Source organism: Amycolatopsis sp. N2S4-7 (genome assembly GCF_058119595.1).
The window spans coordinates 1211425-1224500 of the sequence record NZ_CP172299.1 but is presented as its reverse complement, the minus strand read 5'-3'; the positions used below and the strand labels follow the sequence as shown (position 1 = coordinate 1224500).

Here is a 13076-nt window from a genome sequence, read left to right as displayed (position 1 = left end):
CGGCAGTAGCGTCGAACGGGTGAACGCAGTTCCCGAAGCCCTTCCCCGCACCGCCGGGGCCCTGCGCGCGGCCGGGTACGCCCCGCGGCCGATCGCGCGAGAGATCCACGACAACCTCCTGAAGGCCCTGAAATCGGGCGAAGACGCGTGGCCCGGCATCGTCGGGTTCTCGCGGACCGTGCTGCCCCAGCTCGAACGCGCGCTGCTCGCCGGTCACGACGTCGTCCTGCTCGGCGAACGCGGCCAGGGCAAGACCCGCCTGCTCCGCACCCTCGCCGGGCTGCTCGACGAGTGGACGCCCGTCATCGAGGGCTCCGAGCTGGGCGAACACCCGCTGCAGCCGATCACGCCCGCGTCGATCCGCCGCGCCGCCGAACTGGGCGACGACCTGCCGGTGGCCTGGCGCCACCGCTCCGAGCGCTACACCGAGAAGCTCGCGACGCCGGACACCTCGGTCGGTGACCTGATCGGCGACGTCGACCCGGTGAAGGTGGCCGAAGGCCGCAGCCTCGGCGACCCCGAGACCATCCACTTCGGCCTGGTCCCGCGCGCCCACCGCGGCATCGTCGCCATCAACGAGCTGCCCGACCTCGCCGAGCGCATCCAGGTCGCGCTGCTCAACGTGATGGAGGAGCGCGACATCCAGGTCCGCGGCTACACCCTCCGGCTGCCCCTGGACGTCCTGCTCGTCGCCACGGCGAACCCCGAGGACTACACCAACCGCGGCCGGATCATCACCCCGCTGAAGGACCGCTTCGGCGCCGAGATCCGCACCCACTACCCCCTCGACGTGGAGTCGGAGGTGGCGGTCGTCCGGCAGGAGGCCGACCTGGTCGCCGAGGTCGGCGAGCCGCTGCTGGAGGTCATCGCCCGGTTCGTCCGGAACCTCCGCGAGTCGCCGGTGATCGACCAGCGGTCCGGCGTCTCGGCGCGGTTCGCCGTCGCCGCGGCGGAAACCGTGGCGGCCGCGGCCCTGCGGCGGTCGGCGCTGACCGGCGAGGAGCCGGCCGTGGCGCGGCCGGTCGACCTCGACGCCGTCCCGTCGGTGCTGCGCGGCAAGATCGAGTTCGAGCCCGGCGAAGAGGGCCGCGAGATCGAGCACCTCGTGCACCTGCTGCGCCGCGCGATCGCCGAGACCGCCCGTGAGCGGTTCGCCGGCCTCGACCTGCGCCCGCTGGCCGACGCGGTCGCCGACGGCCACCTGGTCGCCACCGGCGAGCGCGTGCCGGGCAAGGACGTCCTCGAAGCGCTGCCGGAGCTGCCGGTGCTGCACGAGGTCGCCGCGCGCGCCGGCGTCGCCGCCGACGAGCCCGCCGGGCGGATCGCGGCCGCCGTCGAACTCGCCCTCGAATCGCTGTTCCTGGCCCGGCGGCTGGCCAAGGACTCCGACGACGCGACAACCGTCTACGGCCGATGACCGCGGTCCCGCTTCCCGACGGCTACTCCTACGGCCCGTGGCACGACGGGCCGGACCCGCTCGCGCCGCCGGCCGACCTGCGTGACGCGCTCGACGAGATCGGCCGCGAGGTGATGGCCGGGGCGTCGCCGCGGTCCGCGCTGGAGGAGCTGCTGCGCCGGGGCACCGACCGCACGTCGGGGCTGGACGAGCTGACCCGGCGCCTGTGGCAGCGCCGGTCGCAGATCCAGCGGCGCAACAACCTCGACGGGACGCTGCAGGAGGTCCAGCGCCTGCTGTCCGAGGCCCTCGACGCCGAGCGCCGTGAGCTGTTCCCGGATCCGGACGACGAAGCCCGGTTCCGGGAGGCCCAGCTGGACGCGCTGCCGCCGGGCACGGCCGCGGCCGTCAACGAGCTGGCCGAGTACGACTGGCGGTCCGAACAGGGCCGGGAGAACTACCAGAAGATCCGGGACCTGCTCGGCCGGGAACTGATGGAGTCGCGGTTCCAGGGCATGAAGCAGGCCCTGCAGAACGCCGGGCCCGAGGACGTCGAGCGGATCAACGAGATGCTCTCCGACCTCAACGACCTCCTCGCCGCGCACGCCCGGGGCGCCGAGGACATCCAGGAGCGCTTCGAGGGCTTCATGGGCAAGCACGGCGAGTTCTTCCCGGAGAACCCGCGCACGGTCGAGGAGCTGATCGACGCGCTCGCCGCCCGGTCCGCGGCGGCCCAGCGGATGCTCAACTCGATGTCGGCCGAGCAGCGGGCGGAGCTGGCCGAGCTGACCCAGCAGGCGTTCGGCGACCCGCGCCTGGCCCAGCAGCTGTCCCAGCTGGACGCCCAGCTGCGGGCGGCGCGGCCGGGCGAGGACTGGACGTCGTCCGAGCGCTTCCGCGGCAAGAACCCGCTGGGCATGGGCGAAGGCGCCCAGGCGATGGCGGATCTCGCCGAGCTGGACGCGCTGGCCGAGCAGCTGGGCCAGTCCTACCCCGGTGCCCGGCTGGAGGACATCGACCTGGAGGCGCTCGAACGCCAGCTCGGCAAGGACGCCGGGGTGGACGCGCGGCGGCTGTCCGAGCTGGAGCGTGAACTGCGCCGCCAGGGGCTGTTCGAACGGGCCGCCGACGGCTCGCTGCGGTTGTCGCCCAAGGCGTTGCGGCGCCTGGGCGAGACGGCGCTGTCCGACATCGTGAACGCGTTGCGCGGCAAGGCCGGCGAGCGCGAGACCGAGTCGGCGGGCGCGGCCGGCGAGCCGACCGGCGCGTCGCGGCCGTGGCGGTTCGGGGACATGCAGCCCTGGGACGTGCCGAGGACCATCCGCAACGCCGTGCTCCGGTCGGTGTCGGTGGGGGAGCGCGCGGTCCGGCTGGACGTCGAGGACGTCGAGGTGGCCGAGACCGAGCACCGCTCCCGCGCGGCGGTGGCGTTGCTGGTCGACACGTCGTGGTCGATGGTGCAGGAAGGGCGCTGGCTGCCGATGAAGCGCACGGCGCTCGCGCTGCACCAGCTGATCAGCACCCGCTTCCGCAACGACGCCCTGCAGCTGATCACGTTCGGCCGCTACGCGACGTCGGTGGAGCTGCCGGAGCTGATCGGGCTCGAGGGCGCGTGGGAGCAGGGCACGAACGCCCACCACGGGCTGCTGCTCGCGGGGCAGCACCTGCGCCGCCACCCGGACGCCCAGCCGGTGGTCCTGATGGTCACCGACGGCGAGCCGACGGCCCACCTGGAACCGGACGGCGAAGCGGTCTTCGACTACCCGCCGCTGCCCCAGACGCTCCACAAGACACTGTCCGAAGTGGACCGCCTGGCCAAGCTGGGCGCCTCGGTGACGGTCTTCCGCCTCGGCGACAACCCCCGCCTGACGGCGTTCGTGGACCTGATCGCCCGCCGCTCGGGCGGCCGCGTGGTGGCCCCGGACCTCGACGGGCTGGGCGCCGCGGTGGTCGGCGACTACCTGCGGACCCGACGGCGCTGAGGGCGGGCGGCCCGGCACCGGGACGGCGGCTGGCTGGCGTGCCTGCGCAGGGCAGGTGCGGCGAAGGCGGTGGTGGGCGGCTGCTTGCGCGCCCGGCGCCGCTGGGGGCCGGGCGGCTACCTGCGAACCCGGCCGCGCCGGGGCCCGGCGGCCCGCTCGCCTTGCGTGGGAGCGCGCCCGGCGCCGTGGCCGGGCGGCTCGCTCGCCCCGCGCTGCGAAGGCAGCGGTGCTGCGCGGCCGCGTCCGCATCCGGCGGCGCGGAGGCGGCTGGCTCGCGTGCCTGCGGCAGAGCAGGTGCGGCGAAGGCGGTGGTGGGCGGCTGCTTGCGCGCCCGGCGCCGCTGGGGGCCGGGCGGCTACCTGCGAACCCGGCCGCGCCGGGGCCCGGCGGCCCGCTCGCCTCGAGCGCGCCCGGCGCCGTGGCCGGGCGGCTGCCTTCGCCCCTCGGCGCAGGCGGCGGTGACCGGCTACCTGCGCGCCCGGCGCCGCGGAGCGGCGACCGGTTCGTTCGCCCTGCGCAGCGACTCCGCGGCGAGGAGACCGTCCCCATGGCCCGCGGGGAGATACGCCTCGTGATCCGCCAGAACCTCGCGGCCCAGGACACGCGCCTGCGCGACGGCACCCGCCGCGGTCAGCACGTCCACCGATCGGCGCCGGAGCCGGAGCATCCGGTCGAGGCGCGGGGCGAGCTCCGCCGACGTCAGCGCGCGGAAGTGGCGCCACAACGCCGCCGTGTGGTCGACGCCTTCCACCGACGCGTCCGGCTCGACCACGTCGAACGCCCGGTCCAGCGCCGGCGCTAGCCGCTCCTCCGCGTGGAGCCGGCCGAGCAGGGCCCACTGGGTGAGGCGGTGCATCGTCACGACCTCGCCGGTCACGTCGAGCCCGGCGAGCGACGCCCCGGTGAGGCCGGCGAGCGCCGCGTCCACCGCCACCGGGTCGGGGCCCGCCCGGTGGACCAGGGAACGGCGGACACCGCGGGGCGCGAGCACCGCCAGCAGCTCCGCGAGCACCAGGGCCCGGCCGTCCCGGGCCGCCACCACCCGCAGCGCTTCGCACGCGGTGTCTTCGACACAGCCCGGGTAGCCCGGCGCCACCGCGGCGTGGGGCACCCGGCCGAGGTGGCCCTGCCGCCGGAGCACGGCGCCCGCCTGGGCGAGCGCGAGCGGGAGGCAGCCCAGCTCCCGGACCAGCTCCTCGTCGCCGGACCGGCCGGACCACGCGCGCAGGAACGCGACCGCCTCGGTCTCGTCGAACCCGCTCACCGGCACGACCCCGCCGAGGATCTCGAAGTCCGGCACGGTGGTCGTGACGAGCACCCGGGCGTGAGCGGGCAGCCACCGGTTGAGGGCGTCCGGGTCGGCCGCGTCGTCGAACACCACCAGCGGGCGGTCGAGGCCGTCCAGCCACGCCATGCCCGCCAACGCGGCCGCTTCGGCGTCGGCGACGGGCAGCGGGGCCAGTTCGGCGTACGCCCGGACGGCGTTGGCCGGGTCCTCCGCGGCCACCCACACGACGGCCGACCGGCCCGCGGCCGCGCGGGCGTACGCGGCGGCGAGGTGGGTTTTGCCGACGCCGTGGCCGCCGAGCAGGACGCAGAACCGGCCGCCGGCGAACGTCTCGTCGATGCGAGCCGCGAGCGAATCCCGGCGGACGGCCGAAAGCGGTTCGCGCGGGACCGCGCCGACCATGAGCCGCGTCACGGGTTCCGGCGGCCCGCCGGGCTCTTCCGATGACGGCGCGCGCCGCCGCCGCAAGACCGCGGCGACCACCGTGACCAGGACGATCACGGCGACGGCGCCGCCCACCGCGACCTCGGCTTGCATCGAGCCAGGCTAACCGCGCTCGCGACCGTGTGACGGCTACGGAAGGGTGACGCTTGACCCTCACGCCGCGTGAGGCACCACGGTGATCACCGCAAGGGCCACACCGGCCGGAGAGGAAGGGGAACGATGGGCCACCCCGTGGGCAAGGTCGCCGCACTGGCCGGGATCACCGTCCGGACGCTGCACCACTACGACGAGATCGGCCTGCTCAGCCCGAGCGGGCGGACGCCGTCGGGGTACCGCAGCTACGACGACGGCGATCTCGACCGCCTGCAGCGCATCCTGTTCTACCGGGAGCTCGGGTTTCCCCTCGAGACGATCGCGACCCTCGTCGACAACCCGGGCATCGACGCCGACGCGCACCTGGAACGGCAGCGGGAGCTGCTGGTGGCGCGGATGGGCGAGCTCGGGCGGATGGTCGCGGCCGTCGATCGTGTGATGGAGGCGAGAGCCATGGGCAACGCGTTGACGCCCGAGGAGAAGTTCGAGGTGTTCGGCGGGTTCCGCGAGCCGGACGGCTACGCGGAGGAGGCGGCACGGCGGTGGGGTGACACGCCCGAGTGGCAGCGGGCAGCAGCACCGTCCAAGGAGGACCTCGTGGCGGGCGAGGCGGTCCGGAAGGACTGGGTGCGCCGGCTGAACACCGTCCTCGACGCGGGCGGCGCCGCGGACGGCCCCGAAGCGATGGACCTGGCCGAGGAGCACCGCGCGATGCTCGCCCGGTTCATGGGCGAGTGCTCGTACGAGACGCAGCAGCGGATCGGTGAGCTGTACGTCACGGAGCCGGTGCAACTCGGCTTCCTGGTCCGGGAGGACGAGCGGCGGCCCGGCACCGGCGCCTTCGTCCGCGACGCGATCAGGGCGAACGCGGTGCGCCGCGGGTAGTACTCCACGTGGGGGAGGAGTCCCACCGGGCGGGAGGGTGCCGGGGGCAGCGCTTACAGTCGGGGGTATGCAGACTTGGTCATCGGTCGACGTGCCCCGCATCCCCGGCACCCCCCGCCCGCTGCGGCTCCACGACACGGCCACCGGGCAGATCCGCCCGACCGCGCCCGGCGCCACCGCCCGGATGTACGTCTGCGGCATCACGCCCTACGACGCGACGCATCTGGGGCACGCCGCGACGTACCTCGCCTTCGACCTGGTGAACCGGGTCTGGCGGGACAACGGCCACGAAGTCCACTACGTGCAGAACGTGACGGACATCGACGAGCCGCTGCTGGAGCGCGCCGAGCGCGACCAGGACGACTGGGTCGTGCTGGGCATGCGCGAGACGGCGCTGTTCCGCGAGGACATGACCGCGTTGCGCGTCATCCCGCCCAAGCAGTTCGTCGGGGCGGTCGAAAGCATCCCGGAGATCGTCGAAGTCATCGCGAAGCTGCTGGCCAACGGCGCCGCCTACCGGGCCGACAACCCGGAGTTCCCGGACGTCTACTTCGACCACACCGCGACCGGGAAGTTCGGCTACGAGTCGAACTACGACGCCGAGACGATGGCGAAGTTCTTCGCCGAACGCGGCGGCGACCCCGGCCGCGCCGGCAAGCGCCACCCGCTGGACGCGCTGCTGTGGCGCGTGGCCCGCGAGGGCGAGCCGTCGTGGGAGTCCGAGCTCGGCCCCGGCCGCCCGGGCTGGCACATCGAGTGCAGCGCGATCGCGGTCAACCGGCTGGGCCTCGGGTTCGACGTCCAGGGTGGCGGCTCGGACCTGATCTTCCCGCACCACGAGTACAGCGCGGCGCACGCCGAAGCCGTGGCCAAGGACGGCCAGTTCGCCCGCCACTACGTGCACGCGGGCATGATCGGCCTCGACGGCGAGAAGATGTCGAAGTCGCGCGGGAACCTGGTCTTCGTCTCGCGCCTGCGGGCCGACCAGGTCGACCCGGGCGCCATCCGGCTGGCGCTGTTCGCCGGGCACTACCGCGGCGACCGCGCGTGGACCCCCGCTCTGCTGACCGACGCGGAGGGCCGCCTCGCCCGCTGGCGCGAGGCCGTTTCCCTGCCCACCGGGCCGTCGGCCGAGGACACCGTCGCCCGGCTGCGCGACCACCTCTCCGACAACCTCGACACGCCGAAGGCCCTGGCGGCGATCGACGCGTGGACGAACGAGGCCCTGCGCCGCGACGGCACGGACCCGGCGGCACCGGGCCTGATCCGCATCGCCGTCGACGCCCTCCTCGGCATCACCCTCTGACGACAAGGCGGGGCCCGGTAGCGCCACCGGGCCCCGCCTTGTGTATAACGACCTATACCGCCACGGGCTGGCCCTCGGCCAGTTCCAGGTGGTCGCCCTGCCAATCCCGGCGCAGCCAGCGGTCGTGGGACGCGATGACGACCGCGCCCGGCGCCGTTTCCAAGGCGGCGAACAACTCTTCCGCCAGGGTCAGCGAAATGTGGTTCGTCGGCTCGTCGAGCAGGAGCACGTCCGGCGGTTCCGCCAGCAGGACCGCCAGCGCGAGCCGGCGCCGCTGACCCACCGACAGCGCCCCGACGGGCTGCCGCAGATCGCGCGAAGCCAGCAGTCCCAGCCCGCTGAGCGGGGGAGCTTCCTCGCCGAGCGCGTCCCGGTACACGCGGGCCGCGGTCCGCGCGGGCTCGGCGAACGCCACATCCTGCTCCAGCAGCCCGACCCGCACCCCGTGTCCGAAGTGGACCGAGCCGCTCGCCGGGGTCAGGTGCCCGGCCAGCACCGACAGCAGCGTCGACTTCCCGGCGCCGTTCCCGCCGGTGACGAGCAGCCGGGCCGAACCGCCGACGTCGAGCCGCGGCAGCCGCAGCCGTCCCGGCACCTCCAGGCCACGCACCGAGATCGACGGCCCGTCACCCGCGGCGCGGCCGGTGAGCTCCGCCCGGAACCGCAGCGGGGGCGGGGGTTTGCGCACCTGGTCGCGTTCGAGGTGCTCGAGCCGCTGCTCGGCGTCGCGCACCCGCCGCGAGATCGTCTTCTGGACGCGGGCGCCCTTGAAGTGGTGGATGAACTTGTCGTTGTCCCGCGGGCCGCGCCCGTAGGCGACGTTGCGCGCCGTGACCGCGACGGTTTCCCGCAGCTCCTTGAGTTCCTCCTGCTCCTCGGCGTAGCGCTGTTCCCAGCGGGCCCGCTCCGCCTTCTTGTGCCCGAGGTAGTCGGAGTAGCTGCCGCCGTAGCGGACCGCGCCGCCGGCCTGGCGGTCGGCCGCGGCCGGGTCGAGGTCGACGATGTCCGTGCAGACGGCGTCGAGGAACACCCGGTCGTGCGAGGACAGCACCACGATCCCGGTCAGTTCGGCGAGGTGGCGCTCCAGGAACGCCATCGCGGCGTCGTCGAGGTGGTTGGTCGGTTCGTCGAGCAGGAGCGTCTCCGGACGGCGGATCAGCAGCGCGGCCAGCCCGAGCCGGGACCGCTGCCCGCCGGACAGCGTCCCGAGCCGCCGGTCCGGTTCGACGCCGCCGAGGCCGAGCCCGTCGCAGACGAGCTTCGCGCGGCGGTCGGCGTCCCACAGGTCGTGGGCCTGGGCCCACTCCAGCACGCGGCCGTACTCCTCGAGGACCGCCGCGTCGTCCGGCCGGTCGGTCATGGCCGCGGTCAGCTCGTCGAGCCGGACCGTGGCGGCCCGGATCTCGGCGAGCGCGTCGTCGAGGACGTCGGCGAACGTCGCGTCCAGCGGGAAGGGCAGCTCCTGCAGCAGGAACCCGACGTCCGGGCCGCGCAGCACCTCGCCGGAGCGGGGTTCTTCGAGCCCGGCGAGCAGCCGCAGCAGCGTGGACTTGCCGCTGCCGTTCTCGCCGACCAGGCCGAGCCGCTGGCCGGCGGACGCGGTCAGCGAGACGCCGTCGAGGACGACGCGGGTGCCGTAGCCGAAGACGACGTCCTTGGCCTGCAACGGAAAAACGAGAGACATGTGCGATCACCGGGCCCGGATGGAAAGAAGCGGAAATCCCGCCGGGCGTCGTGGCACGCGGGAGCGTCGGCTCGACCGGGTGCCGCCTCGGAAGCGGGATGGGCGCGGTTCAGTTCCTCATAGTGGACTCAGGTTAACGCAACAACCGTAGAGTTAGTCAACCGGTTATGGCCTGGGTCACATCCGGCAGCTCGGTGGTGGACCGTTCGGCCGCGGCGGTGCCGTCGGTGAGGAACTCGAGCAGCGCCGTCAGCTGGCGGCGGTCGAAGCGGGCGAGCCGCTCGCCGACGAACCGGGCCATCGGCGCGTACAGCTCGGCGAGCTCGGCCATCCGGTCGGGCAGCGGCCGGACGACGAGCCGGCGGCGGTCCGCCGGGTCCGGGGCGCGCTCGGCGAGCCGGTGGCGTTCCATCCGGTCGAGGAGGCGGGTGAACGCGCCCGTGCTCATCCCGAGCAGGCGCGCGAGCTCGGACGGCGAGTCGCTGACGCCGCCGTGGAGCAGGTGCAGGCAGTGCAGCTCGGTCGGGGTGACGCCCATCCGCTCGGCGACCGCCGCGTGGAAGAGCGCGGTCGAGCCCACGAACCGGGGGAGGGCGAGGGCGGCGGCGGTGGCGAGTTCGCGCTGGTCGGGCAACGTCCATCCAAGGTCGGGTGACGGGGCAGTCACTGCTTCGCGCAGTCACTGCCCCGCGAACGATAGCGGAGCCGGTTGACAAACCCGCAGGCGGGACCGCACTATGAAAGTGCACTTTCGAAAGAGCTCTTTCAGATAGGACGACCGATGGCCGAGCTGCCGCCGCGCAAGCGGATCGAGGACGTCGAACTGCTGCGCGCCCTGGCGCACCCGTTGCGGTCGGCGCTGCTGAACCACCTGACCGCGGTCGGGCCGCGCACCGCGAGCGAATGCGCCGAGGCCGTCGGCTCCACGGCGTCCAACTGCAGCTGGCACCTGCGGCAGCTCGCGCAGTACGGCCTGGTCGAGCGGGCCGACGCCGAAGACGGCCGGGAACGGCCGTGGCGCGCCCGGCAGGTCGGCCTGGAGATGGGGGAGCTGGCCGACGACCCGGCGCGCCGGGCGGCGCAGCTGGGCGTGGTCGGCGCGCAGCTCGGGCACGAACAGGAGCTCACGCAGCGGTACCTCGACTCGCTGGAGGGCCTCGACCCGGCGTGGCGGTCGGCGTCCGGGCTGATGACCTACGCGCTGCGCGTCACCCCGGACGAGCTGACCCGGCTGACCGACGCGATCGACGCACTGGTCCGGCCCTACGTCGGCGCGATCCGGCCGGACGCGCCGCCGGACGCGCGCCCGGTGCACGTCGGCCTGCGGGCGTTCCCGCGCATCGAACACTCGGGGAAGGCGGAGGAATGAAGCAGCTGCTGGGGGTACCGGCGTTCGCGCGGTTGTGGGTGGCCGCGTTCTTCGGCGAGACGGCCGAGTGGATGCTGCAGGTGGCGTTGCCCGTCCACGTCTTCCAGCGCACCGGCTCCGCCGCGACGACGGCGTTGAGCATCGTGCTCGGCCTGCTGCCCGCGGTGCTGCTGAGCCCGGTCGCCGGTGTCGTCGCCGACCGGTGGAACCGCCGCGCGGTGCTGTTCGGCGTCTGCTGCGGGCTGGCCGTCGTCGTGTTGCCGCTGCTGGCGGAGCCGGGCGTCACCGTGGTCTACGCGGTGATGGCCGCGCAGGCGGCCCTCGCGTCGGTGTTCGAACCCGCGCGCAACGCGCTCGTCCCGGAGCTGGTCGGCGTCGAGGAGGTCACCGGGGCGAACGGGCTGATGAGCGTCAACGGCAGCGTGGCGCGGCTGGCCGGGGGCTGGGCCGGCGGCGCGCTGCTGGGCTTCGGCGGGCTCGCCGACGTCGTCACCGGCTACCTCGCGGTGCTCGTGGTCGCCGGGGCGCTGCTGGCCAAGCCGTTCCGCCGGGTCGCCGCGCCCGCGCCGGCCACCGCGCGGGAGCCGGTGGTGCGGGCCTGGCTCGACGGCCTGCGGGAGCTCACGCACAACCGGCGGTTGTGGCGCACCGGGCTCGCCCTGGTCTTCACCTCGCTCGCACAGGGCATGTTCCTGGTGCTGTTCGTGGTGTACGTCCTGGACGTGCTCGGCGGCAGCGAAGCCGACGCCGGGCTGCTGCGGGGCGTGCAGGCCCTCGGCGGGCTGGCCGCCGGGTTCGCCTTGGCCACCGTGGCGCGGCGGGTGGCGCCGGCCGCGCTGCTCGGCTGGGGTTCGATCGTGCTGGGCCTGCTGTCCGCGGTGATCTGGAACCTGTCCCTGGTGACGACGGCGCTGGGCGTGTACGTCGGGCTGTTCGTGCTGGTGGGCGCCCCGGGCGTGGTCGTCGGGGCCGGCGTGCTGTCGGAGATCCAGAGCGCGGTCGCGCCCGAACGCGCCGGACGGGTGCTGAGTACGACGTTCGCCGTCGTCGCCACGTTCACCACCGCCGGCGCGCTGCTGGCCGGCACGCTGGTCGCGGCGACCGGGCCGGCGGTGCTGCTCGACGTCCAGGCCGGCGTCTACGTCCTCGCCGGGATCGTCGCGCTCGTGCCCGGAACGCGGTGGATCCGCAGGTTTCGCGAAGGTCCCGCGGCGCCGGTGGCTACGGTGGAGGGGTGCCGCACCTCTTCGCCACCAGCGACCTCCACGTGACCCATGAGGGCAACGGCCCGATCCTCGACTCCGTCGTCCCGGAGACCCCCGAAGACTGGCTGCTCGTCGCCGGTGACGTCGCCGAGCGCGCCGAAGCCACCATCGGGACGCTGAAGACCCTGCGCGACCGGTTCGCGAAGGTCGTCTGGGTCCCGGGCAACCACGAGCTGTGGACGACGAAGAACGACGACTGCCAGCTGCGGGGCCAAGCCCGCTACGAGTACCTCGTCGAGCAGTGCCGCGAGATCGGCGTGCTGACGCCGGAGGACGAGTTCCCGGTCTGGCGGCACGGCCCGCGGCCGCTGACGATCGCGCCGCTGTTCCTGCTCTACGACTACAGCTGGCGGACCCCGCAGGCCGAGGGGGCGTCCCTGGAGGAGGCCCTGCGCCAGGCCAGGGAGGCCGGCGTCGTCTGCACGGACGAGTACTTCCTGTTCCCGGACCCGTACCCGAGCCGGCAGGCGTGGTGCGAAGACCGCCTGAAGGTCAGCGCCGAGCGCCTCGACGCGATCCCCGAGGACCACGGCACGATCCTGATGTCGCACTGGCCGCTGCACCGCCACCCGACCGCGCCGCTGTACTGGCCGGAGTTCGCGCTGTGGTGCGGCACCACCAAGACCGAGGACTGGCACGTCCGCTACCGCGCGGAGATCGCCGTCTACGGCCACCTGCACATCCCGCGCACCACCGAAGCCGACGGCGTCCGCTTCGAAGAGGTTTCGCTGGGCTACCCGCGCGAGTGGCGGAAGCGGGCCCGGGGCGCGGTGCCGATGCGCCGCATCCTCTGGCCGTCATGACCCGGCGCGGCGCCGTTCCCTGAGCGCGCGCACGCGGCCCCGGCTGGCGCAGGCGGGGGACGGGCACCAGCGCCGCCGGCCGCCGGGGTCGGCGAACACACCCCGGCAGTCCTGTTCGGGGCAGGCCCGCAGGTCGTGGCGCAACGGCCCGGTGAGCCAGTCGGCGGCCTGGTGCGCCAGCCGGGCGAAGGCGGCGGCCGCGGTCGGCGGGGCGCTGCGGTGCAGCCGGTCGAGCGCGGCCAGGTGCACCGGCTCGGGCTTGAGGAACGCGGCCAGCGGGCGCACCTGGTCGGCTCGCGGCGGAACGCCGCCGACCGCGCCCAGCGCGAGCGGCCGCAGCACCTCCCGGAGTTCGTGGGCGGTGCCCAGGTCGAAGTCCGTGACCGGGGCCAGCGGGGTCAGGTCCGAGCGGGCCAGCCAGTCGCGCAGCCGCTCCGCGGTCGGGATCCGCTCGACGGGCTGCGGCCCGAAGTGGCGGCCACGCGTGGCGAGCAGGTTCAGCCAAGGCGCGCCCATGTCGAGGCGGAATTCTTCCGGCACCTCGTCATCGTAACGGGTGAG

11 protein-coding genes are annotated in these 13076 nt (G+C 74.3%); 7 read left to right on the top strand and 4 right to left on the bottom strand.

Going from position 1 to position 13076, the window contains the following annotated elements:
• Positions 1-19 precede the first annotated feature (19 nt).
• Positions 20-1417 carry an ATP-binding protein gene (locus tag ACH54P_RS05650; RefSeq protein WP_489911255.1) on the top strand — a complete coding sequence of 466 codons (1398 nt, stop codon included), beginning with the start codon at positions 20-22 and terminating at the stop codon, positions 1415-1417.
• On the top strand, positions 1414-3378 hold the full coding sequence (locus ACH54P_RS05645) for a vWA domain-containing protein (protein ID WP_489911254.1): 1965 nt from the start codon (positions 1414-1416) through the stop codon (positions 3376-3378). The genes ACH54P_RS05650 and ACH54P_RS05645 overlap by 4 nt, the downstream gene beginning before the upstream one ends.
• Before the next feature lie 466 nt (positions 3379-3844).
• On the opposite strand, the gene ACH54P_RS05640 is transcribed toward ACH54P_RS05645, so the two are convergent.
• On the bottom strand, positions 3845-5203 hold the full coding sequence (locus ACH54P_RS05640) for a hypothetical protein (protein ID WP_489911253.1): 1359 nt from the start codon (positions 5201-5203) through the stop codon (positions 3845-3847).
• 126 nt (positions 5204-5329) lie between these two features.
• Here ACH54P_RS05640 and ACH54P_RS05635 point away from each other — a divergent pair, with 126 nt between their 5' ends.
• On the top strand, positions 5330-6088 hold the full coding sequence (locus tag ACH54P_RS05635; RefSeq protein WP_489911252.1) for a MerR family transcriptional regulator: 759 nt from the start codon (positions 5330-5332) through the stop codon (positions 6086-6088).
• A gap of 67 nt (positions 6089-6155) precedes the next feature.
• Positions 6156-7394 carry a cysteine--1-D-myo-inosityl 2-amino-2-deoxy-alpha-D-glucopyranoside ligase gene (gene mshC, locus ACH54P_RS05630; protein ID WP_489911251.1) on the top strand — a complete coding sequence of 413 codons (1239 nt, stop codon included), beginning with the start codon at positions 6156-6158 and terminating at the stop codon, positions 7392-7394.
• Positions 7395-7446: 52 nt separating this feature from the next.
• Here the strand turns inward: mshC and ACH54P_RS05625 are convergent, their stop codons facing one another.
• Positions 7447-9078 carry an ABC-F family ATP-binding cassette domain-containing protein gene (locus tag ACH54P_RS05625; RefSeq protein WP_489911250.1) on the bottom strand — a complete coding sequence of 544 codons (1632 nt, stop codon included), beginning with the start codon at positions 9076-9078 and terminating at the stop codon, positions 7447-7449.
• A gap of 157 nt (positions 9079-9235) precedes the next feature.
• Positions 9236-9712 carry a MarR family winged helix-turn-helix transcriptional regulator gene (locus ACH54P_RS05620; protein WP_489911249.1) on the bottom strand — a complete coding sequence of 159 codons (477 nt, stop codon included), beginning with the start codon at positions 9710-9712 and terminating at the stop codon, positions 9236-9238.
• 147 nt (positions 9713-9859) lie between these two features.
• Between ACH54P_RS05620 and ACH54P_RS05615 the strand changes: the two genes are divergently transcribed.
• Genes ACH54P_RS05615 through ACH54P_RS05605 form a run of 3 tightly spaced genes read left to right on the top strand, consistent with a single transcriptional unit; the run spans position 9860 to position 12515 of the window.
• Entirely contained in the window at positions 9860-10447 is a 588-nt protein-coding gene (locus ACH54P_RS05615; protein WP_489911248.1) for an ArsR/SmtB family transcription factor, read from the top strand.
• On the top strand, positions 10444-11718 hold the full coding sequence (locus ACH54P_RS05610; protein WP_489911247.1) for an MFS transporter: 1275 nt from the start codon (positions 10444-10446) through the stop codon (positions 11716-11718). Before ACH54P_RS05615 ends, ACH54P_RS05610 begins: the two co-directional genes overlap by 4 nt.
• Positions 11682-12515: a metallophosphoesterase family protein gene (locus ACH54P_RS05605; protein ID WP_489911246.1), complete on the top strand. Its 834-nt coding sequence runs from the start codon at positions 11682-11684 to the stop codon at positions 12513-12515. The genes ACH54P_RS05610 and ACH54P_RS05605 overlap by 37 nt, the downstream gene beginning before the upstream one ends.
• On the opposite strand, the gene ACH54P_RS05600 is transcribed toward ACH54P_RS05605, so the two are convergent.
• The gene (locus ACH54P_RS05600) at positions 12510-13055 is read right to left on the bottom strand and encodes a CGNR zinc finger domain-containing protein (RefSeq protein WP_489911245.1); all 546 of its coding nucleotides are present in this window, start codon (positions 13053-13055) and stop codon (positions 12510-12512) included. The genes ACH54P_RS05605 and ACH54P_RS05600 overlap by 6 nt on opposite strands.
• Positions 13056-13076 lie beyond the last annotated feature (21 nt).